The sequence below is a fragment of the Pedobacter sp. KBW06 genome, from assembly GCF_003852525.1.
Taxonomy (GTDB): domain Bacteria; phylum Bacteroidota; class Bacteroidia; order Sphingobacteriales; family Sphingobacteriaceae; genus Pedobacter.
Genome location: NZ_QAJL01000001.1, coordinates 528,693 through 551,386, shown reverse-complemented (window position 1 = coordinate 551,386; position 22,694 = coordinate 528,693). Strand labels below are relative to the sequence as shown.

Annotated in this window: 22 protein-coding genes; 13 read left to right on the top strand and 9 right to left on the bottom strand. The window is 42.5% G+C overall.

Annotation, left to right across the window (positions count from 1 at the left end; all coding sequences use genetic code 11):
* Both DBR43_RS02215 and trpS read right to left on the bottom strand, forming a co-directional pair.
* Complete coding sequence (locus tag DBR43_RS02215; protein WP_074605561.1) at window positions 1-615, bottom strand: deoxynucleoside kinase; 615 nt, start codon at window positions 613-615, stop codon at window positions 1-3.
* A gap of 51 nt (window positions 616-666) precedes the next feature.
* Window positions 667-1,665 carry a tryptophan--tRNA ligase gene (gene trpS / locus DBR43_RS02210; protein ID WP_124577498.1) on the bottom strand — a complete coding sequence of 333 codons (999 nt, stop codon included), beginning with the start codon at window positions 1,663-1,665 and terminating at the stop codon, window positions 667-669.
* A 140-nt stretch (window positions 1,666-1,805) separates the two neighbouring features.
* Between trpS and DBR43_RS02205 the strand changes: the two genes are divergently transcribed.
* The 6 genes from DBR43_RS02205 to DBR43_RS02180 all read left to right on the top strand — a co-directional run bounded on the left by DBR43_RS02205 (window position 1,806) and on the right by DBR43_RS02180 (window position 4,877).
* The gene (locus tag DBR43_RS02205; protein WP_124577496.1) at window positions 1,806-2,540 is read left to right on the top strand and encodes a lysophospholipid acyltransferase family protein; all 735 of its coding nucleotides are present in this window, start codon (window positions 1,806-1,808) and stop codon (window positions 2,538-2,540) included.
* Window positions 2,537-2,827 (top strand): Asp-tRNA(Asn)/Glu-tRNA(Gln) amidotransferase subunit GatC, encoded by a 291-nt coding sequence (gene gatC / locus DBR43_RS02200; RefSeq protein WP_124577494.1) that lies wholly within the window; start codon window positions 2,537-2,539, stop codon window positions 2,825-2,827. The genes DBR43_RS02205 and gatC overlap by 4 nt, the downstream gene beginning before the upstream one ends.
* A 63-nt stretch (window positions 2,828-2,890) precedes the next feature.
* Complete coding sequence (locus tag DBR43_RS02195) at window positions 2,891-3,649, top strand: ABC transporter ATP-binding protein (RefSeq protein ID WP_124577492.1); 759 nt, start codon at window positions 2,891-2,893, stop codon at window positions 3,647-3,649.
* A gap of 9 nt (window positions 3,650-3,658) precedes the next feature.
* Window positions 3,659-4,207, top strand: a complete 549-nt coding sequence (locus tag DBR43_RS02190) for a cob(I)yrinic acid a,c-diamide adenosyltransferase (protein WP_124577490.1) — start codon at window positions 3,659-3,661, stop codon at window positions 4,205-4,207.
* Between the two features lie 85 nt (window positions 4,208-4,292).
* On the top strand, window positions 4,293-4,514 hold the full coding sequence (locus tag DBR43_RS02185) for a DUF2795 domain-containing protein (protein WP_008240955.1): 222 nt from the start codon (window positions 4,293-4,295) through the stop codon (window positions 4,512-4,514).
* 201 nt (window positions 4,515-4,715) lie between these two features.
* A complete protein-coding gene (locus DBR43_RS02180) occupies window positions 4,716-4,877 on the top strand; it encodes a lmo0937 family membrane protein (RefSeq protein ID WP_124577488.1) in 162 nt (53 codons plus the stop codon).
* A 39-nt stretch (window positions 4,878-4,916) separates the two neighbouring features.
* Here DBR43_RS02180 and DBR43_RS02175 read toward each other — a convergent pair whose 3' ends face one another.
* On the bottom strand, window positions 4,917-5,591 hold the full coding sequence (locus DBR43_RS02175) for a 2-C-methyl-D-erythritol 4-phosphate cytidylyltransferase (protein WP_124577486.1): 675 nt from the start codon (window positions 5,589-5,591) through the stop codon (window positions 4,917-4,919).
* An 85-nt stretch (window positions 5,592-5,676) separates the two neighbouring features.
* Window positions 5,677-6,726 carry a tRNA preQ1(34) S-adenosylmethionine ribosyltransferase-isomerase QueA gene (gene queA, locus DBR43_RS02170; RefSeq protein WP_124577484.1) on the bottom strand — a complete coding sequence of 350 codons (1,050 nt, stop codon included), beginning with the start codon at window positions 6,724-6,726 and terminating at the stop codon, window positions 5,677-5,679.
* A 357-nt stretch (window positions 6,727-7,083) separates the two neighbouring features.
* Between queA and DBR43_RS02165 the strand changes: the two genes are divergently transcribed.
* Window positions 7,084-8,325: an ABC transporter permease gene (locus DBR43_RS02165; RefSeq protein WP_124577482.1), complete on the top strand. Its 1,242-nt coding sequence runs from the start codon at window positions 7,084-7,086 to the stop codon at window positions 8,323-8,325.
* Between the two features lie 550 nt (window positions 8,326-8,875).
* On the opposite strand, the gene DBR43_RS02160 is transcribed toward DBR43_RS02165, so the two are convergent.
* Window positions 8,876-10,069 carry a pyridoxal phosphate-dependent aminotransferase gene (locus tag DBR43_RS02160; protein ID WP_199756934.1) on the bottom strand — a complete coding sequence of 398 codons (1,194 nt, stop codon included), beginning with the start codon at window positions 10,067-10,069 and terminating at the stop codon, window positions 8,876-8,878.
* 135 nt (window positions 10,070-10,204) lie between these two features.
* On the opposite strand from DBR43_RS02160, the gene DBR43_RS02155 reads away from it, so the two are divergent.
* From DBR43_RS02155 to DBR43_RS02140, 4 genes are read left to right on the top strand one after another with little or no spacing between them, the layout of a single operon-like run.
* Entirely contained in the window at window positions 10,205-11,179 is a 975-nt protein-coding gene (locus tag DBR43_RS02155; protein ID WP_199756933.1) for a cation diffusion facilitator family transporter, read from the top strand.
* Complete coding sequence (locus DBR43_RS02150) at window positions 11,176-11,616, top strand: NUDIX domain-containing protein (protein WP_124577479.1); 441 nt, start codon at window positions 11,176-11,178, stop codon at window positions 11,614-11,616. Before DBR43_RS02155 ends, DBR43_RS02150 begins: the two co-directional genes overlap by 4 nt.
* Window positions 11,613-12,881 carry an adenosylmethionine--8-amino-7-oxononanoate transaminase gene (gene bioA / locus DBR43_RS02145; RefSeq protein ID WP_124577477.1) on the top strand — a complete coding sequence of 423 codons (1,269 nt, stop codon included), beginning with the start codon at window positions 11,613-11,615 and terminating at the stop codon, window positions 12,879-12,881. Before DBR43_RS02150 ends, bioA begins: the two co-directional genes overlap by 4 nt.
* A 1-nt stretch (window position 12,882) precedes the next feature.
* A complete protein-coding gene (locus DBR43_RS02140; protein WP_124577475.1) occupies window positions 12,883-13,512 on the top strand; it encodes a hypothetical protein in 630 nt (209 codons plus the stop codon).
* Between the two features lie 13 nt (window positions 13,513-13,525).
* Here the strand turns inward: DBR43_RS02140 and pdeM are convergent, their stop codons facing one another.
* From pdeM to DBR43_RS02120, 4 genes are read right to left on the bottom strand one after another with little or no spacing between them, the layout of a single operon-like run.
* Window positions 13,526-14,161, bottom strand: a complete 636-nt coding sequence (pdeM, locus tag DBR43_RS02135) for a ligase-associated DNA damage response endonuclease PdeM (protein ID WP_124577473.1) — start codon at window positions 14,159-14,161, stop codon at window positions 13,526-13,528.
* A complete protein-coding gene (locus DBR43_RS02130; protein ID WP_124577471.1) occupies window positions 14,145-16,685 on the bottom strand; it encodes a ligase-associated DNA damage response DEXH box helicase in 2,541 nt (846 codons plus the stop codon). Before DBR43_RS02130 ends, pdeM begins: the two co-directional genes overlap by 17 nt.
* A gap of 6 nt (window positions 16,686-16,691) precedes the next feature.
* On the bottom strand, window positions 16,692-18,284 hold the full coding sequence (locus DBR43_RS02125) for an ATP-dependent DNA ligase (protein ID WP_124577469.1): 1,593 nt from the start codon (window positions 18,282-18,284) through the stop codon (window positions 16,692-16,694).
* Complete coding sequence (locus DBR43_RS02120; protein ID WP_124577467.1) at window positions 18,281-19,321, bottom strand: ligase-associated DNA damage response exonuclease; 1,041 nt, start codon at window positions 19,319-19,321, stop codon at window positions 18,281-18,283. The genes DBR43_RS02125 and DBR43_RS02120 overlap by 4 nt, the downstream gene beginning before the upstream one ends.
* Before the next feature lie 114 nt (window positions 19,322-19,435).
* Between DBR43_RS02120 and DBR43_RS02115 the strand changes: the two genes are divergently transcribed.
* A complete protein-coding gene (locus DBR43_RS02115; protein WP_124577465.1) occupies window positions 19,436-21,763 on the top strand; it encodes a TonB-dependent receptor in 2,328 nt (775 codons plus the stop codon).
* A gap of 23 nt (window positions 21,764-21,786) precedes the next feature.
* Entirely contained in the window at window positions 21,787-22,593 is an 807-nt protein-coding gene (locus tag DBR43_RS02110; RefSeq protein ID WP_233602803.1) for a DUF4249 domain-containing protein, read from the top strand.
* The last annotated feature ends 101 nt before the right edge of the window (window positions 22,594-22,694 follow it).

Below are 22,694 nucleotides of genomic sequence, written 5' to 3'. Positions count from 1 at the left end.
TTAGAATAAACCGTTTATTTCTGCATCAATTGATTGAATGATCGTACCCAAATCTTCAGGATTGTTCGTGAAATCAAGCTTATCCTTATCCAGGATCAGTAATTTTCCTAAACTGTAATCTTTAATCCAGGCTTCGTATTTTTCATTTAGCTTGGACAAATAATCGATGCGGATACTCGCTTCATACTCACGGCCACGGCGTTGGATATTGTTAACCAGCGTGGGTACAGATGCACGCAGGTAAACCAGTACATCGGGAGGTTTAATGAAAGAGGTAATGTTCTCAAAGATCGCCCGGTAATTGTGGTGGTCTCTGGTCGTCATCAAACCCATTTCATGCAGGTTTTCCGCAAAGATGTGCGCATCTTCGTAAATCGTTCTGTCCTGAATGACATTACGTTTATTGCTTTCAATATCTACAATCTGCTGAAAACGGCTGTTTAAAAAGTAAATCTGCAGGTTAAAGCTCCACCTTTTCATGTCGCTATAAAAATCTTCCAGATAAGGATTGTCCTCTACCGCTTCATATAAAGCTTCCCAGCCATAATGTTTGGCCAATAATCCTGTTAATGTGGTTTTACCGGCGCCAATATTTCCAACTATAGCTATGTGCATATATTTTTCTTTTAAGGTAGCTATTGTAGCTATATGATTTATACTAAAGGGTTAAAAGGATTTGAATCCAATGAGTTCCCTTGCTTCTTTAATTGTTTTCTGTGCGCTTTCTCTTGCTTTTAATGCACCATGTTTGGCCACCTGACGGAGGTATGAGGTGTCTTTCGAGATCTCTTCGATTTTTTCACGGATAGGCGTGTTAAAGACAATCATATCTTCTGCAAGTTGCTTTTTGAAATCTCCGTAACGGATGGCGCGGGTATTGTAAAGGTCGTCAAAATGCTTCATGGTATCTGCCGGAGAAACGATTTTCATCAGGTCAAATAAGTTTTGAATGGCTTCCGGTTTTGGCTGATTGTCTTCCGTTGGACCACCGTCAGTTACCGCACGGGAAACTTTCTTACGGATGATTTCCGGGCTGTCGGCCAGATAAATGCAGCTGCCATCACCTGAAGACTTGCTCATTTTTCCTTTTCCATCCAAACCAGGAACTTTTACCAGGTTCTCATCAAAGTTAAAGGCCTGCACTTCAGGGAACATTTCATGGTTATACAACCTGTTGAATCTGTTTCCAAAGGTACGGGTCATTTCCAAATGTTGTTCCTGATCTTTTCCTACCGGAACTTTAACCGCTTTATGGATTAAAATATCAGCCGCCATCAGCGTTGGGTAAGTTAATAAGCCTGCATTCACATTGTCTGGCTGAGTTCTTACTTTATCTTTAAAGGAAGCACTGCGCTCCAGTTCGCCCATATAGGCATTCATGTTCAGGTATAAATATAATTCTGTAACCTCAGGCACGTCAGACTGGATATAAATGGTGGTTTCTTCCGGATTGATTCCGCAAGCCAGGTATTCTACTAAAACGTGTTTTACATAGCCATGAAGGTCACCAGGTGTCGGATGAGTGGTCAGAGAGTGAAGGTCGGCAATAAAAAAGAAGCAATTAAAATCATATTGCATCTTTACAAAGTTCTTTACTGCACCAAAATAATTTCCCAGGTGTAAATTTCCTGTAGGACGAATCCCGCTAACTACCGTTTCTTTCATAGGGACGAAATTAATAAAAAACAGGTATTAGGGACACCTATAATTTTATTTTTATGCTTTATAAATAGCAATTGCTTTGAATTTACATTCGGCTGAACGTTTTTACAGGCTTATATCGTAATTTTTGTAGTTTTGGCGCAATGATCCGCCTGCTTAAGCATACCCATCGCCTTTATTCGATCTCTGTTATCCTAATCCTTTCGGCACTTTTCTATCCGTTTTATTACCTGGCCGCGCAATCGCCCGGAGGGTATGGGACCTTAAATAAACTGCGAAAAGTAAAGAGCATCCTCAGCAGCTGGCTGACCGGGATATTTTTCCGCTTTACCTATGAACAGCCCCTGGATCAAGACCAGACCTATATTTATTGTGCCAATCATGCTTCCAATCTGGACATCATGCTTTTTTGTATCCTGGCGAAAGGTAAATTTCATTTTATGGGGAAGGATGAGCTCAGGAGTAACCCGGTCCTGAAAATTTTCTTCAATACGATAGACATTTCAGTAAACAGGGAAAGTAAGATCTCCGCTTTCAGGGCTTTTAAAAAAGCAGGGGAGACCCTGGGGAAAGGTTGGAGCCTGATCATTTTTCCGGAAGGAAAGATTGATGGAACGCATTATCCTCCTATATTACATCCTTTTAAAAACGGGCCTTTCCGCCTGGCGATAGAAAAAAAGATTCCTGTTGTGGCAGTCAGTTTAACGGATGTATGGAAAAAGATGTGGGATGACGGCTCGAAATATGGTAGTACGCCGGGAATTTGTGATATTTACATCCATAAGCCTGTAAACACTGCAGATTTAACAATAGCAGATGCTGATCTTTTAAAAGAACGCATTTTTGATTTAATAAACAGTAAACTGATTAGAGCATGACGATAGATAAGCAAACGATAGATAAAGTTGCAAACCTGGCGAGAATCGCAATCGAAGATAAAGAAGTCGATACATTGATGGCGGATATGAATAAGATCCTTACATTTATGGAGAAGCTGAATGAGCTGGATACAATCGGTGTGGCACCTTTGGTCTACATGAATACAGAGGAGAATGTATGGCGGGAAGATCAGATAAAGCAGGAAATTACGGTAGAAGAGGGGCTGAAGAATTCCGCCAGACACAATGAAAACTTCTTTATGGTCCCAAAAATCATAGAAAAATAAAGACAGATGTAACATCCGGGGGTAGATGACCGTCTAAAACGAAACAGGAATAAATAAATTTCAATGGAAAAAGCGTTAATCAACATCAAAGATATAGGTCGTAAATACGTGATAGGGGCGGAAGTCATCCATGCGCTAAAATCAGTTTCATTGGATATACATAAAGGGGAATTTGTGGCATTAATGGGCCCCTCAGGTTCCGGAAAGTCTACCCTGATGAATATTCTCGGTTGCCTGGACACGCCAAGTAAGGGCGACTATGTCCTGAATGGTATTAATGTAAGTCAGATGACCGACAATGAACTCGCAGAAGTTCGTAATAAGGAAATTGGCTTCGTTTTCCAGACTTTTAACCTGTTACCCCGCTCCACTTCTTTAGATAATGTGGCACTTCCGCTGATCTACGCCGGAGCAAATAAAAAGGAACGCGATGCCAGGGCACAGAAAGCGCTGGAAAATGTGGGCCTGGGCAACAGGGTGACGCATAAACCAAATGAGCTTTCCGGTGGACAGCGCCAGAGGGTTGCGGTAGCCAGGGCATTGATCAACAATCCTTCTATCATTCTTGCGGATGAGCCTACAGGGAACCTGGACACAAAAACGTCCATAGAAATTATGGGCTTGCTGGAAGAGATCCACAGTAAAGGAAATACGATTATCCTGGTGACGCACGAAGAGGATATTGCACAACATGCACACCGTATTGTACGGATGCGTGATGGGCTGATCGAGAAAGACTACCTGAATACTGACATTAAAACGGTATCGCCACGTCTGACCAAACTGGAAGCCAAAGGCGATGATTTTGAGAAAATAAGCTAATATCCTTTCATGAAGATATACACCAAGACAGGTGATAAGGGTTTGACCTCACTGATTGGAGGTACCCGGGTACCGAAATACCATTTGCGCATAGAATGTTATGGAACAGTAGATGAACTCAACTCGTATATCGGGCTGATCATGTGCCAGGATATCGACGTTCATCATCAGAAAATACTGAAAGAAATCCAGGACAGACTGTTTACTGTAGGCGCTTCACTGGCTGCAGATCCTGAAAAATCAAGAATGAAAATTCCGGATTTACATGAAAGTGACATCAATTTGCTGGAGCAGGAGATGGATCAGATGAATGAAGTACTGCCAGAATTGAAACATTTCGTATTGCCGGGCGGAACAACGGTCGTTTCTTTTTGCCATGTTGCACGTTGTATTTGTCGCCGTGCAGAGCGTTTAACCGTACATTTGGCCTCAGAAAGCTTTGTTGACGAAAAAATGACGATTTATTTAAACCGTTTAAGCGATTATTTATTTGTTTTGGCACGAAAACTGAATTTAGATGCAAAAACGGATGAAAACATCTGGATTCCGCGTCTATAAAAACGTTGAAAAAAAGTTTGTTTTGCTCATGTTTTTTAATATACTTTTGCGAAACGAATTAGAATAACTTAATAGTATAAGAAATATGTATTGGACATTAGAACTCGCATCGCATTTGGAAGACGCTCCATGGCCTGCAACAAAAGACGAATTAATTGATTACGGTATAAGATCAGGCGCACCTGTAGAGGTGATTGAAAATTTACAAGCTTTGGAAGATGATGGGGAACCATATGAAACCATCGAAGAAATTTGGCCTGATTATCCTACTAAAGACGACTTTTTCTTCAACGAAGACGAATATTAATCTTTAGTACTTCTTAGTAATGTTTTTAGAGGCTCCGCATCCCGGGGCCTTTCTTTTTTATACCGTTTTTTTGATGTACAAGTTTTGTACATTTTTTTTTAAGTAAACTTTTTGGAACGAACATTGTTTATGTAATGTCATGAGATTGTTTGACAATTCTCTTTATCTATCTAAAAAAACACATACTTAAAATTAAACGTTATGGGAAATTTACTTTATTTGGTAGCAGTAGTATTCGTGATCTTATGGGTCATTGGTTTTTTCTTCGGGGGCTTTGGTCCGAATGTAGGAAACCTGATTCACATCCTTCTTGTGATTGCCATCATTGCAATCCTATTGAAAGTGATCAACAGGGCTGCATAATTGATGCTGATCGTATAAAAAGAAAGGTTCCTGAATTACTCAGGAACCTTTCTTCATTAAAATGGAGGCCATCTCCAGATCCTCAGGATAGGTGATTTTGAGGTTTTCCCTGGCACCTTCAATGATGTGAATGGTAAAGCCGGAGTATTCGGCTACAGAAGCATCGTCCGTAAATTCATTTCTGAATGGCTGCTGGTAGGCCTTCCTTAATATTTCTATTGCAAATGTCTGAGGTGTCTGAATGAGTAAAAGCTCGTTTCTGTTCAAAGCTTCAGTTTTTCCATCGAACAAAACCTTTCTGACCGAATCCGTAGGAGGAATACCGGCTACTGCATTGCCATGTGCTTCCGCTGCCTCGAAAGACCTTGAAATCAGGGAAGGGCTTACCAATGGCCGCACCGCATCATGTACTGCAACGATACCTTTGCCTTTAATGGCCTTCAGCCCGTTTTTAACGGAATGAAACCGCTGTTCCCCACCTTTGATGACCTGATGTGGAATGGCGAAGCTGTGGGCCTTGCATAGCTCTTCCCAGTATTGATGCTGATGAATGTTCAGCACAAGGAGTATTTCGGGATTTAAAGGGCATGCTGCAAAGGCTTCCAGGGTATGCATCAGCAGGGGTTTTCCATCCAACAGTAAAAACTGCTTGGCAATTTTATGCTGCATCCTGCTTCCGGATCCACCTGCTACGATAATTGCGTAATACTTCATTTGTATTTTGTCTTTAAAACAAAAATAGGAGATCTAAACCTATAATGGTCTGAAATCTCCTATTTTCAATGTTTTTATGATATGATTAGATGATCAACATCGCATCTCCATAACTGTAGAAACGATATTTTTCTTTCAATGCTACTTCATAAGCATTTCTAACGTAGTCGTAACCGCCAAATGCACTTACCATCATCAACAAAGTCGATTCCGGGGTATGAAAGTTGGTGATCATGGAGTTCGCAATACTGAAATCATATGGAGGGAAGATAAATTTACTGGTCCAGTCGTTTGCTGGTTTAAGCATTTTTCCTGAAGAAACAGCCGATTCAATCGCACGCATAGAAGTGGTACCTACTGCACAGATTTTTCTTTTATCTTCAATGGCTTTGTTTACGATATCCGCATCTTTCTGCTCAATGATGAATTGCTCAGAATCCATTTTATGTTTCGTTAAATCTTCTACTTCTACAGATCTGAACGTACCCAAGCCAACGTGTAATGTCACCTCAGCGAAATTAATGCCTTTCAGTTCCAGACGTTTCATCAGCTCTCTGCTAAAGTGTAAACCTGCAGTAGGCGCAGCAACAGCACCTTCATGCTTCGCGAAAATTGTTTGGTAACGTTCTTTATCCTGAGCAGTAGCTTTACGCTTAATGTATTTTGGAAGTGGAGTTTCTCCCAGAATTTCGATGTTCTTCCTGAACTCTTCATCAGTACCGTCAAATAAGAAACGGATGGTACGTCCGCGGGAAGTGGTATTGTCAACAACCTCAGCAACCAACAAATCGTCATCACCAAAATATAATTTATTTCCAACACGAATTTTACGGGCAGGATCTACTAAAACATCCCATAAACGCAATTCTTTATTTAATTCTCTTAGTAAAAAGACCTCAATAGTTGCACCAGTCTTCTCCTTATTTCCGTATAAACGGGCAGGAAAAACTTTGGTATTGTTTAAGATCATGACATCCTGATCATCGAAATAACTCAAAACATCCTTGAATATTTTATGTTCAATTTTGCCACTATCTTTATGCAAAACCATTAAACGGGCTTCGTCCCTATGTTCTGAAGGATTATTGGCAACTAATGATTCAGGGAGATTAAACTTAAATTGAGATAACTTCATATTTTTCGATGTGATAATTAAGGGCGCAAATTTAAGAAATATAATTTTCTTTTTCATTAGATTCCATTTGTTTTTTAACGGATATGAAGCGATCATCAGCATTCATTGTTTTTTATAAGCGGTATGCTGATGATGGTTTCATTAGATTCCATTTGTTTTTTAACTGATATGAAGCGATCATCGGCTTTTGCAATTGTTTTTACGCCCGACAGACTGATGATGGTTTCACAAATAATCAGCAGATAGCGCCTCCCGATTGTAGAAGCAGCCAAAGGCCAACAGGTCAGAATTGTATTTTTTATATTATATAAGGTTTTGCTGTAACCTTTTTAGGTACTTTTGGTCTAACCATCAATTATGATTATTTTCAGACTAATAGGCGAAAGTTTTCGGTTTGCATTAGATGCACTGCGCCAGAACAAAATGCGGACAATGCTCTCCCTATTGGGGATTACCATCGGGATCTTTACGATCATTTTTGTATTCTCTGCCGTGGATACCCTCAGGAGTAAACTGCAGGCCAGTATCGATAAACTAGGTTCGAGCACCGTATTTGTGCAAAAATGGCCTTGGGGTGGTTTTGGCGATTACCCGTGGTGGAAATACATGAACAGACCCGAAGCCTCGCTCAGAGACTATGAAGGACTGAAAGACAGACTGGAATATGTAGAAGGTGTATCCTACGAAATTTCTGCGAATGGCAGAACAATCAAATACAGAAGTAATTCCGTAGAAGGTGGTGGAATCAGAGCCGCTTCTCAGGATTTTAATAAAACATGGAACCTTGATTTTCAGGAAGGAAGATACTTTACGGAGAATGAAGGTAAATCCGGATCACCCGTAATTATTATCGGAGCCAATATCGCCGAAGGCCTCTTTAACGGAGAACCGGCAGTCGGTAAATCGATTACCGTAATGGCCCGAAGACTGACCGTTGTTGGAGTGTTCAAGAAAGAAGGAGAAGATATGATGGGTATGTCCCAGGATAAAAATATTCTGATTCCACTTAACTTTGCCAAAGGCATCATGGATGTGGAAAGCGAACGCTACGATCCAACCATCACCGTAAGGGGAAAAGATTATATTGCCCTGGAAGAGGTAGAAAGTGAAATCAGAGGCGCCATGAGGGCCATCCGCAGAACCAAACCTGGTGCTGAAGACGATTTTGCCCTGAATAAAAGTACCATTGCCTCGAATCAGCTGGATCAGATGTTCGGTGTAGTCGATATCGCAGGATGGGTAATCGGTGGATTCTCAATTCTTGTCGGTGGATTCGGAATCGCAAATATCATGTTCGTATCCGTGAAAGAAAGAACAAACATCATCGGAATTCAGAAGTCATTGGGGGCGAAAAATTATTTTATACTGCTGCAGTTTCTGTTTGAAGCGATTGCACTCTGCTTACTTGGCGGAGCATTGGGATTGTTATTGGTATACCTCCTCACGTTAGCATTAACGGCAGGTGGATTTGAAATGATCCTGTTCTGGAAGAATGTGATGCTGGGGGTAACGATATCTGTGGTGATCGGTACGATCTCAGGATTCTGGCCGGCATTTTCGGCATCTAGACTGGACCCTGTTGAAGCAATTCGCTCCTAACGAAATCTTACTCACTCTTCAATAAAAAAAGAGCATATTCTTCAAAGGCTGAAATCTTTTGCACGCTGAAGGGCGGCAAAATTTTCTATGCCTTTTCTGAACACGCTCTTTTTTTATTGAAGAAATATTGCACGGATTTATTACTCGCTCCACCGACGAGCCTCGACCCGTGTAGCTGAGTTGGTTTTTTATTTTTGCTTGCTTTCCTGCGGTTTTTAAGCGGTAGTTTTTTTGCATCATGCGATGGAGCAATCATTATTTAAATAAAAATGTCCATTTGCTTTGAAGACATTCGAATATTTGCCCTTCAGCAAAGATTCGGGGATGAAAAGGAGATGGATATTTTTATTAGCACTTAATTTCTCTGGCAGGGAATTACTGATATACCAATTCTCCGGAAGGAAATCACTGATACGCCAATTCTCTGGCAGGAATAAACGATGCAGCAATTCTCTTAAGAGACCTGACATCGCAAATAAACAGCGACAGATAAATAAAAAAGGCGGGTTCCTTTAAAGAAACCCGCCTTTTCGATATGTTAATGTAATAACTAGCTTAATTTTTCTAAAGCAGCTTTGATTCTTGAAACGGCATCTCTCAATTTATCTTCAGCAGCAGCATAAGAAATTCTGATACAATCTTCGTTTCCAAAAGCCTCGCCGGTAACGGTCGATACATGAGCTTCGTTCAACAGATAAAGGCAAAGGTCTTCTGCATTGTTGATTTTGTAATCACCAGTACTGGTACCGAAGTAAGCTTTTACTTCAGGGAAGAAATAGAACGCTCCGTCAGGAAGGTTTACTTTGATGTTAGGGATTTCTTTCAATAAAGCATAAACGATGTCTCTACGGCTTTTGAATTCCTGAACCATTGCATTTACAGTTTCTAATCCACCCTGGTAAGCTGCTAAAGCTGCACGTTGAGCGATAGAAGAAGTTCCTGAAGTGATTTGACCCTGCATTTTGTCGCAGGCATTGGAAAGCTCTTTATTGGCAGCCATATAACCTACACGCCATCCGGTCATTGCATAGGATTTTGAAAATCCGTTGATCAGGACCACTCTGTCTTTTATAGAGTCAAATTCAGCGATGGAAGCATGTTTGCCTACAAAGTTGATGTGCTCATAAATTTCGTCGGAGATGATGTAGATGTTTGGATATTTTTCGAATACAGCAACCAGGTCTGCAAGTTCTTCTTTGCTGTATACTGATCCGGTAGGGTTACAAGGAGAAGAGAACATGAACACCTTTGTTTTTGGGGTGATGGCTGCTTCTAATTGTGCACCTGTGATTTTAAAGTTGTTTTCTACTGTGGCATTGATAAATACAGTTTCTCCTTCTGCAAGTTTGATCATTTCAGAATAAGAAACCCAGTATGGAGTGGGTACAATCACCTCTTCCCCAGGGTTTACCAGACACATTACAGCATTGGCTAAGGATTGTTTGGCACCTGTAGACACCACAATCTGATCGAAGCTATAGCTCAATCCATTTTCTCTCAATAATTTTTCGGCAATCGCCTTACGCAATTCAGGATATCCTGATACAGGCGTATAGTACGAGTAGTTTTCGTCTACAGCGGTCTTCGCTGCTTCCTTAACAAATTCAGGCGTGAAGAAATCCGGCTCACCAAAGCTCAGATTGATTACATCTATCCCTTTTGCGGATAGTTCTCTGCCTAACTTAGCCATTTTAATGGTCTGTGACTCTGAAAGGTTATTGATTCTTTTGGATAAAAATGTCATAATAATTTGTGCGCAAGCAAATATAATTTTGTGAGATAGCAAATATAGAAACCTAACCGAATTATAAACTAAAAAAAATACTTTTTAATATAATTTCCTTGTTAAAATGTACTTTTGACAGCTAAACTCTGCCAATTGTTACCTCAGAAAAAAGCCATACTCGTTTCCCTGTGCATTAGTGTAGTGTTAATGCTTGCAAAATTTGCGGCATATTTCATGACACACTCAAATGCCATACTTACCGATGCCGCGGAGAGTATTGTAAATGTACTGGCCAGTGGCTTTGCATTTTACAGCATTTACCTGGCAACTTTACCGAAAGATGAAAACCATCCTTATGGCCACGGTAAGGTCGAATTTTTCTCCGCTTTTGTGGAAGGAGTCCTGATTGCTTTAGCAGGACTAATCATTGTCTTTAAATCTGGTTATGATCTTTTATTTCCAAAGGTGATCAGTCAGTTATTTGAGGGAGCAACGATTATCGGCGCTACCGGGCTCATCAATTTGCTTGTCGGTTTTTACCTGATCAATACCGGGAAGAAACACCGTTCCATTACATTGGAAGCAGACGGAAAACACCTCATGACCGACGCGATCACCAGTGCCGGACTTGTGGTAGGAATTGTCCTCATTCAGTTGACCAAAATCTACTGGCTGGACAGTGTGATCTCTATTTTGCTGGGATTATACATCATTTATAATGGATATAAGCTCACCAGACGCTCTGTCGGAGGATTGATGGACGAAAGCAATGTAGAACTGGTAAAGGATATTGTCTGCATTTTGCAGGAGAACAGGCATGATGCCTGGATTGATGTACACAACCTTCGTGCACAGCAGTATGGAGCAGACCTTCATATTGATTGTCACATTACCCTGCCTTATTATTTTGATCTTGTTAAAGTCCATCAGGAAATCTCTGATATCGATAAATTGATCAATGGAAAGGCAGAACATAAAACAGAACTATTTATTCATGCCGATCCTTGTCTGCCGGAATGTTGCAATTATTGCAATATGAAGGACTGCCATGTCAGAAAGGAGCCTTTTAATAAAGAAATTTCCTGGACGGTAGAGAATGCTACTAAAAACAAAAAACATTTCCAATGAGCTATTTTAATGTAAGGGTATACGGCCTTCTGATTAATGAGGACCAACAGGTACTGATTAGTGACGAGCAGTCGGGGGGGAAGATTTTTAGTAAATTTCCCGGCGGCGGACTGGAATTGGGAGAAGGCCTGATTGATGCGCTGAAAAGAGAGTTTATGGAAGAATGTAATGCAGAAATTGAAGTTCTTGAACACTTTTATACCACTGATTTTTACGAAAAATCTTCTTTTAATGACAGCCAGATTTTAAGCATCTACTACCTCGTAAAGGCAGTTCATCCTTTGCAGCTGAACTTCAAATCAAAGGTTTTTGATTTTGACGGAGATAGCCTGCAGTCCTTTCGATGGATAGACCTTGCAGCACTTAAAATGGAGGATGTGACCTTTAAAACGGATCAGACAGTGGTAGAACTGCTGACCATTAAACAAACAACATGAGTTTAACAGAACGAGATCAGAAAGTAATCTGGCATCCCTATACGCAAATGAAGAATGCCCTGCCACATATTCCCGTTGTCAGGGGAGAAGGGGTATACCTGTTTGACGAAGATGGGAAGAAATATATAGATGCAGTGTCCAGCTGGTGGGTAAATATCCATGGACATGCCCATCCGCACATTGCGAAAAAGGTAGCAGAACAGCTGAGTGTACTCGAGCATGTGATCTTTGCCGGATTTACGCATGAGCCTGCAGTCCGGCTTGCAGAACGTTTGCTGGAATTACTTCCCGGTGATCAGGAAAAGGTTTTTTATACCGATAACGGCTCTACTGCGGTAGAGGTTGCTTTGAAGATGTGCCTTCAGTTCTGGTCAAATACAGGCCATAAAGGGCGGACAAAGATCATCGCTTTTAAGGAAGCCTATCATGGTGATACCTTTGGTGCCATGTCTGTGAGCGGACGTAGTATTTTTACAGATCCTTTTAATTCCATGTTGTTTGATGTGGAGTTCATCGACCTTCCTACGGAAAAGAACATAGAACAACTGAAATCGAAAATCAATTACCTGAGTAATGAGGTGGCCTGTTTCATCTTTGAACCGATGGTACTTGGAGCAGGAGGGATGCTGATGTACGAAGGGGAATACCTGGACCAGCTGATGGAAACCTGTCAGAAACACGGAATCCTGACCATTGCTGATGAAGTGATGACTGGCTTTGGCCGTACAGGGACGTATTTTGCCTGTGAAACATTGCAGGCAAAACCAGATATTTTTTGTTTGTCAAAAGGACTTACCGGAGGCACGATGCCATTGGGAGTCACGACCTGTAATCAAAAGATCTTCGATGCTTTTTTAAGTGATGATAAGCTGAAGACCCTGTATCATGGACATTCATTTACTGCAAATCCGGTAGCCTGTGCCGCTTCTCTTGCCAGTATGGACATCCTGCTGAAACCGGAAACGATGGCCAATATTCAGCGGATAAAAGCTAAAAATGAAACTTTTGCAGCAGAAATAAAAGATCATCCTAAAGTGCGTGATGTACGTCAGAAAGGCACGATCCTGGTGCTGGAATGGGAAACCGGAAACGATACTTCTTATTTAAGCGGGCTCAGAAATCAGTTGTACCTTTACTTTTTAGAACGGGGGATCATTTTGAGGCCTCTGGGCAATATTCTATATATTTTGCCTCCTTATATCATTAGTGATGAAGATCTGGAGTACATTTACCAAACTATTCATCAAGCATTAAACGATATCTAACATGGAAATTAAAGCAATCCTGGAAAATATAGTGAGTGATAACCAATTGCATGCCAAATGGTTAAATACCTTGTCGTACATGGAGAATGCCGGCGCAAAAAAGATCTCTGCCTCGGAACATAAAGAGCAGGTGAACCTGATCATCCTGAAACATGCGGCAGAAGAACACCGCCATGCCTATTATTTAAAAAAACAACTGGATAAGCTGGATGGCGATTTGTGTAAAACCTATACAAATGAAGAGCTGCTGGCGCCCAACCATACCAAATTTTATTTAAACGCACTGGATGTTGCCGTTTGCCGTTACCTGAAACAGCATTTCAATTTAACAGGTTATGAATTGAAATTTGGTGCCTATTTGTTTGTGACTTATGCCATTGAAGTTCGTGCAGACGAGCTGTATCCGATTTATCAGGATGTATTGACCCAGGCGGGAAGCAAAGTCAATGTCAAGTCTATTATACTGGAAGAAGAAGGGCATTTGGAAGAAATGCTGAATCAGCTGAAAACTTTTTCTCCGGATTGGGAAGAACATGCCAATCTGGTCATCAAAATAGAGCAGGACATGTTTAGTGACTGGATGCAGGGCCTGGCTTTGCAGACCGGAATTGCTGTTCCTGCAGTCAACTAATGCTTAGCGCCAGCTAAACCGCAACAACACCGGAAGGAGTGATCGCATAAAAGCGGTCATTCTTTTGCGGCTGGATCCTGCTCAATCCTGTAAATGCACTAAATGCAGGGAGTATCGCATTGTTTTCTCCAAAATAAAAACAAGGGAAGTTTAACCGTTGTCTTGCTTTTCCATACAGGGTAACTCCCGGGTGGATATGACCGGAAATCGTATACGTAGTATCGGTTGATTCCGGCTTTTCATGGATAAAACGGAAGGGAGCACAAATCAGCTCTTTTTGGATCAGTTCAATATTTAAGGACGCATATTCCACCGGACGTAACTGATCATGGTTACCCTTGATCAGCTGAAATCTTAGCTGACTGAATTCCTTTCTCCATTCTGAGAATACGGCTACCTCACTATTGCTTTTATGGTGAAACATATCTCCGGTGATGAGTAATGTTTGCGGATCATAAAGATCGATTAACCTCGCCAGCCTTTGGAGGTCGCCCTCTCCAACGCCCGAAGGGACCTGGATCCCGTGTTTACGGAAATGTGCCGATTTACCGATATGGAGATCACTGATGATCAGCATCTTTTGAGCTGCCCAGTAGATGGACCTTTCTTTATTCAATATCAATTCTTCTTCTTTACAGATGATGGTCATTCTTTTTTCTTGATTTCATATGGACCGGACGCATTTTCTGATTAGCTTCGGCAGTCATCCTTTCGATCCGTTGTCCCAGTTCTTCCGTACTCATGTTTTCCCGTAAACTGTCTACCTTGATTGGAAAACACAGGGGAGTATAACTTTCTGCTTTTATCAGGATGATTTTACTCAGCTGAATGCGTTGTAATGCTGCAAGCAACCTTGGTTCCTCAATTTGCTGATAGAAAGCCTCCTCATAAGCCTGGCGCAATAATAAATTATGTTTGTCGTAATCCGTAAAAACATTGAAAAATAATGCTGCAGAAGATTGTAAATGCTTGTTGGCGGTATATTTACCGGGGAATCCCTGGAAAACCAGACCGGAGATACAGGCGATGTCTCTGAACTTACGCTTCGCCATTTCTGTGGAATTGATACTGCCTACAATATCTTCTCCAAGGTTTTCAGGGCTAAACAAGGCTTTAATATTTTCTTCATCCAGGGGAATTGGGTATTCACTCAGGAGTTCGAAGCCATAATCGTTCATCGCAATAGAGAAGCTGATCGGGGTTTTACGGCTGAGCCTGTAAGCAATTAAGGCAGCCATCACTTCATGGACCTGTCTGCCTTCAAATGGATAGGCGAAGAAATGGTAGCCGTCTTTCGTATGGATCAGCTCGATCAGAAATTCATCACTTTTGGGGACATGAGAGACCTTCGCCTGTCGCTCAAACAAAGGGAGGATGATGTCCAGTTCTTCGTCTTCATGGTTTTTATCCAGCGTTTCATTGTATTTTTTTCTCAGGATGCTTCCCAGGTTGGCACTGAGCGAGATTCTTCCGCCCATCCAGCTGGGGGTAATTGCCCTTTTCAATTTACTGCGCCTAACCAGTGCAGTCATCTCTTTGACCATGATAAATTCCAGGACCCTTCCTGCCAGGGTAAAACTATTGCCTGGTTTCATTTTCGAGATAAAAGATTCCTCAACCATTCCGATATAGCCACCACCAAGGTATTTTACTTTGAGCATGGGATCGCTTACGATCGTTCCGATATGCAGGCGGTGCCGCATGGCGATCTGGCGGCTTTCCACTTTCCAGAGCCCATCCTTTTTTAACACTTTGCTGAATTCCGTATAGGCACTGAGACTGTCGCCACCAGTGCTGATGAATTGCATGATCCATCCCCATTCCGAAGGCAGCAATTCGCTGAAAGCATGGGTTTCTTTTACTTCCAGATAGATTTTATGGTCATCAAAGCCATCGCCTACCGCAAGGGTGACGAGATATTGAATCAGAGTGTCGAAAGCCATGACGATGGGGTCCCTGCTTTCTATCTGCTGGGTTTTTGCTGCTTCCTTTATGGCTGCGGCTTCCACCAGTTCCAATGCATGGGTAGGCAGGAAATAAATGACAGAGGTTTCATGAGGGGAGTGTCCGCTTCGTCCGGCACGCTGTAAAAAACGGGCTACTCCTTTCGGTGATCCAATTTGTACCACTGTATCTACCGGTTTGAAATCTACGCCAAGATCCAGGGAGGAAGTACTGATGACCGCTTTAAGGATGCCTGAATGCAATGCATCTTCTATCCAGTTTCGCAGTTCGTAATCAATGGAGCCATGGTGTATGGCGATTTGTCCAGCCAGATTTTCGTCCAGTACGAGCAGGTTCTGATACCATAGTTCTGCCTGCCCCCGGGTATTTGTAAAGATGAGGGTGGTTTTGCTTTTATGGATGATGGGCAAAAGCTTATGCGCCAGCTTATGTCCGAGATGTCCCGCCCAGGGCAGCATATCGATATGGTCGGGCAGGATAGATTTGATCGTGATTTTCTTTTCAATATCTGCTTTAATGATGACTTTAAGGACTTCCTGATAGGGGACGAGTACTTCCAAAGCCTGTTCCATATTCCCGATCGTTGCAGAGATCCCCCAGATCCGGAGTAGCCTTTCCGGATGTTTTTCCTGCACGATTCCCCTGATCCTGGAGATGGCCAGTTCAGCCATCACACCACGTTTACTCCCCATCAGTTCATGCCATTCATCAGCAACGATACATTGCAGCTGATGAAAATGTGCGGCCGTATCTTTTTGTGCCAGGAGTAAATGCATGCTTTCCGGCGTGATGATCAATACTTCGGGCATTTGCTTCTTTTGCTTTAGCTTTTCTGCGGCAGTAGTATCTCCGTTTCTGACGGATACCTGCCAGTCCAGTTCCAGTTCCATGCAGACTTCCCGCATTGCGCGTGCGAGGTCTTTTGCCAGGGCACGCAAAGGCGTAATCCAGATCAGCTTTAGTCCGGTATCTTTCTTTTTCTTTTTTGAGGCAGTTTTAGTCTGTTCTGCAGTGCGGTTTAGTTCTTCGATCACTACCGCCAGGAAGAGGGAGAATGTTTTTCCGAAGCCTGTTGGGGCATTTACCAATCCGCAATAGCCTTCTGCATAATACTGCCAGGCATCGGTTTGGAAGCGGAAAGGTTTTTTTCTGCTCAGCTTCAGCCACTTGGTTACCTGTTTGTATCCTTTGCTCGTTTCTATGCCCATATCTGTTTATAAAGTCGAATTTAACAACTGTCGTAAATCATCCAGTGTATTGATCTCTGCCGCTTTTTTGTCTTTTCGCCACCTGGCGATTCTGGGGAAGCGTAAAGCCAGGCCGGCCTTATGGCGCTTACTTTCTGCGATGCCTTCAAAGGCAATCTCAAAAACCAGTTCTGGCTTAACCGTGCGGACGGGGCCAAATTTCTCTATTGCATTTTTCTTTACAAAAGCATCGACCTCTTTAATTTCCTGATCTGTTAATCCGGAATAAGCCTTTGCGATGGTGATCAGCTGTTCTCCATCCCGAACCGCAAAAGTATAATCGGTATAAAAATTCGCCCTTCTGCCACTGCCTTTCTGTGCATAAATCATGACCGTATCTACGGTGTAAGGATTGATCTTCCATTTCCACCAGTCGCCCCTTTTTCTTCCGCTATGGTACAATGAATCCAGTTTTTTGAGCATTAGTCCCTCACTGTTGTTTAGTCTGGAATCTGCCCGCAGGAGGGCGAGTTCCGCCCAGGAACCGACTTCAATGCCGGGTGATAAGACAAGGACTCCCTGGCTCTTTATTTTTTTAATGATTTCTATCAATGCTTTGCGGCGGATACCCAAGGTTTTTCCTCTTTGATCGATTCCCTGCTGCTCTAGCAGATCGTAACAATAAAACGCAATTGGTGCGCTTTCCAATTGCCCTTTTGAAATGGTTTTACGGTTTAATCGCTGTTGAAGGGTGGAGAAGGACTGTACCTTTCCTTCTTTAACAGAGAGGATCTCACCATCGAGCACTGTTCCATCTTCCAGTTCATCCACCAGAAAATGCAGTTCAGGAAATTGATCTGTGACCAGCTCTTCCCCTCTGGACCAGATGAACAGCTCTCCGCCACGTTTTACAATTTGTCCGCGGATCCCGTCCCATTTCCATTCTGCCTGCCATTCTTTGACATCACCCAAGGATTCGGGCGGACTGTCCAGGGCATAAGCCAGGCAAAAAGGGTAGGGCCAGGAACGGTCGGTGTCTACATGCGCACCTGCAATGAGCTCCTGATAACTGATTTCATCCGGTTTCCATTTCCCCATGATGCTGTGCATGATCTTATTGCTTTCCGTATCACTTTGTTTGGCAAGAGCGTTGACCAGCATTTTGTTGGAAACCCCAATTCTGAAATTGCCGGAAATGAGTTTATTAAAGATGAACCTTTCCTGTGTATCCAGGCTGTCCCAGGCATTGACTATGAATTTCTTTTTGCTTTCGTCGTCCTTTCCGTTTAAATCCTGAAGGGCATTGATCCATTGATGTAAAGGAAGATCTGTAGTTTTTGCCGGAGGGGGAAGAATCAGTGCAATTGTTTCGCTGAGGTCACCTACACTATGATAGCTCTCGGCAAACAGCCAGGGTGGCAGTTCGCTAAGCTCAATTGCCCATTCTTTAATCAGGGCTGTGCTGACTGGTCGCCGGGGCCTTTTTCCAGTAAACATCGCGATTACATAAGGTTTATCCAGGTCATTGGCCTCGTTAAAATAGCGGACTAAAGCGGCGATCTTATCGTTGGTCTTGTTGCTCATTTCCAGTTGGGCAATCAGTTCTGTAAATCGTTTCAATCTGCTTCCTCCTTTATTTCCGGATTTTCCTGAGCGCCGGTTTCTATTTCTTCCTCTTCTGTTCCATATTGTGTTTTCACTTCTTCGGCTTCAATTCCGATCTCGTTCAGGTATTTTGAGAAGGTGGCGGTAAATCCATGTGTCACAAAAACTTTTTCTGCTTCAGTTGCTTTAATGGCCGAAAGCAGGCCCGGCCAGTCCGCATGATCGCTCAGGGCAAAGCCCGCATCAGCACTTCTCCACCTTCTGCCGGCCCTTACCTGCATCCATCCCGAGCAAACCCCCGTTGCCGCCTGTTGAAGTGTCTTCATCCAGCGCCCGTCGGCAAGTGCCGGAGGAACAATGATCAGCCCTTGCTGAAGCGTTTCTTTTCGGATTTCCGGGCTGATTCTGATCGTTTCCGGAAGTGCTACGCCTGCCTGTATAAAGGCATCATTCAGGTTGGCAATGGATTGATGCACATAGATTGGACGGTCCTGGTCTTTTAGTCCATTGATCAGCCTTTGTGCTTTTCCAAGGCTGTAAGCAATTAAGACACTGGTTTTACCCTGCTCCTGATTGTTGTTTACCCAATTTCCAATCTGATCAAAGATCAGCTGTTGAGGAAGCCATTTATAAATGGGTAAACCAAAGGTGCTTTCAGAAACAAAAGTATGGCATTTTACCGGTTCAAAAGCAGTACTGATGCCATCGTACTCCACTTTATAATCGCCGGAAATGACACAGACCTCTCCTTTATATTCCAGCCTGATTTGTGCAGATCCGATGACATGTCCGGCGGGAAACATGCTTAGCTTCACGCCGTTAATGTTGATTTCCTCCCGATAGCGAAGGGTCTGGATATTTAACTCCGCCCCCAGGCGATGCAAAAGAATCGGTTTCGTCAACTCATGGCATAAATACGCCTGGTTGCCCCATTTTACATGATCTGCATGTCCATGAGTGGTTACGGCAAGTTTAACGGGTTTCCAGGGGTCGATATAAAAATCTCCCTGTTCACAGTATATGCCCTTATTGCTGAATCTGATTAAAGCCATCTTTTCATCAACAAAGCCGGAGCAATAAAGTTTGACAGGACAATGCCTGTTGCTTTAGTTTAGGAAGCCTTTAGAAAAATCATATATTTACAACATCCATATACTCAATTTTCTATGCCTTTCACCATTAGAGTTGTACTGATCCTTTTGTTCACTGCCCTGTTTCAATATTCAAATGCCCAAACCAGAAGAACGGTAAATGGAAATATCACCGATTCAAAGACCGGAGAAACCTTAATTGGCGCGAGTGTTAAATTAACCGGAAGTACTCCCGCAGGAGGAATTACCAATGCTTACGGATTTTATTCCCTGAATGTGAGCGATGGAAATTATGAAATTTCCGTCAGCTTTATCGGCTATAAAACAATCGTCAAAAAAATGGAAATCACTAAGGACATCCGGCTAAACTTTGCGTTAGAGGAAGATAACCAGCTGGATGAAGTGGTGATTTCTGCAACCAAGAAAAATGAAAATGTAAGCAGTCCGCAGATGGGACTGCAAAAGATAAACGTAAGGGAGATCAATAATGTTCCCGTGTTATTGGGAGAGCGGGATGTGCTGAAGACTTTGCAGCTATTGCCGGGAATAAAATCGGCAGGGGAAGGAAACAGTGGTTTTTATGTAAGGGGAGGATCAACCGATCAGAACCTGATCCTGCTGGATGAGGCGCCGGTTTACAATGCTTCCCATTTATTGGGTTTCTTCTCCACCTTTAATTCTGATGCAATCAAAGATGTAAGCGTTTATAAAGGAGGGATGCCTGCACAATATGGAGGCCGGCTCGCCTCTGTGCTCGACATAAAGATGAATGATGGAAACCGAAAGGAATTTACGGCTGAAGGTGGAATAGGACTCATTTCTTCCCGCCTGAAAGTAGAGGGGCCGATTGTGAAAGACAAAGGTTCCTTTATGGTGAGCGCCAGAAGAACTTATATGGATGCTTTTTTTAAGCTTTCCTCAGACAGCTCGATCAATAGAAATACCCTCTATTTTTACGATATCAATGCCAAGGCCAATTACCAGCTGGATGATAAAAATACATTATACCTGTCCGGTTATTTTGGAAGGGATAAGCTGGGCCTGGCAAAAACCTTTGGCTTCAACTGGGGGAATGCTACCGTAACCCTGCGCTGGAACCATTTATACAGCAATAAGCTATTCTCCAATACCTCGCTGATTTACAGCAATTACAACTACGTCATTCAGAATTTTATGGAGGAGAATAACTTTGAAGTCAACTCTTCGATTAAGGACTTTAACCTGAAGCAGGATTTTGAATATAGCCTGAGTAATGACCATCACCTTAAATTCGGATTAAACGTGATCCGCCATACCATAGCTCCCGGAAAGCTCACCGCCGATGCCCGGTCCAGCGTAAATGAAACGACCTATGAAAATCGTAAAGGTCTGGAATCCGCAGTTTATATTTCAGATGAATGGGCTGTGAATGAAAAGTTAAACCTGGTTTATGGATTAAGGCTAAGTGCTTTCTCCCTGCTGGGGCCGGGAAATTTCAAAACCTATGATGCAGATGGGAATACCATCCAGACCAAAGCTTATGCATCCGGCGATTTTGTGAAAAATTACCTCAATCTGGAGCCCAGATTTTCTGCAAGCTATCAGTTGAATCCTGCCAGTTCCTTAAAGGGAGCCTATACGAGGAACATTCAGAACATCCACCTGATGTCTAACTCTACTTCGACCTCGCCTACAGATTTGTACATCATGAACAGCAATAATGTGAAGCCGGAAATTGCAGATCAGGCAGCCTTGGGATATTTCAGGAATTTTAATGAGGACAAATATGAGTTTTCTGCCGAAGTATATTATAAATGGATGCAGAACCAGATTGAATACCGCAGTGGAACAGACTTAAGGGGGAACGGCAATGTAGAAGCAGATCTCTTGTATGGAGATGGACGTGCCTATGGGATTGAATTGTTTTTAAAGAAGCGGTTTGGCAAATTTAATGGCTGGATTGGCTACACCTACTCCAGAACTGAACGGCAGTTTGATGCAATTAATGAAGGCAAATGGTTTTATGCCAAACAGGACCGGACCCATGACCTTTCGCTGGTTGGAATCTATAAGGCCGGGCCACGCTGGACCTTCTCTTCTGTTTTTGTTTACAATACCGGAAATGCCGTAACCTATCCAAGTGGTAAATACCAGTTAAATGGAAGGACCGTATTTTATTATAAGGAAAAGAACGGGTATAGGACACCTGCTTATCACCGCCTCGACGTTTCAGCTACACTGGAAGGAAAGCCGGGGAAAAAACTGCAGTCGAGCTGGTCTTTTGGAATTTATAACCTGTACAACCGTCAGAATGCTTTCTCTATCGATTTTAAGGATGATCCGGACGATAAAACCAGGACCCAGGTGACACGGACAACCCTATTTGGGATCATTCCTTCTGTAACCTGGAACTTTAAATTTTAGCATTACAAACACAAGATATTTTTATGAAAAGGATGAACTTGAAAAAATATACCCGCTGCGTTTTTGCAATCATTGCAGTCAGTGCTTTTAGTGCTTGTGAAAAAGTCATAGACCTTAAACTGGACGAGGCCGTTCCGGTAATTGTCATCGATGGGGGAATCAGTGATTTGAATGAGAACCACATCATAAAAATCTCAAAGACCTATAATTTCACGGAGCCAAATAAATTTAATGGGGTCAGTAAGGCCAGCATTGTGTTAAAGGCAGATGGTAAGGTGCAGGCTGCCTTCGTAGAGACCTTGCCGGGAGTGTATCAGACTACGACTAAATTTAAGGGAAAGTCAGGTGTCAGGTATGATCTTGCCGTAACCTTCGAAGGGAAAACCTATGAGGCGAGCTCGGTGATGCCGGCAAGAGTAATACTGGATGCGCTGACTTTCAAAACATTCAATTTTTTTGGCGGAAACAAGAGCTATATCGTTGCCAACTTTTCAGATCCTGCCGGAGTTGCCAATCAATATCGCTATATTCTGAGAACAAAAGGTGTGGTGGAGGAAGATGCAGTGAGTGAAGATCGTTTTAATGATGGCAATAAAGTCGAAAATGTGATTTTTTATGAACTGGATGACCTGTTAAAAGGAGATAGTGTTCATGTGGAGTTCCAATGTATAGATAGAAATGTGTACCGCTATTTTTATAGCCTCGGACAGAATTCCGGACAGGGAGGGCCACCTGTTTCTCCGGCAAATCCTCCTTCAAATTTCAGCAATGGTGCACTGGGCGTATTTAATGCCCATACTTCGAGTTCCAGAACCGCAGTGATTAAATAATCGGCTGTATTTAATTTACAGCCGGATTGTCAGGATTAAGTTTTATTAATGAAACTTTGTTGCATTAATAGACCTGATGTTTATTTTTACCCCTGAATCAT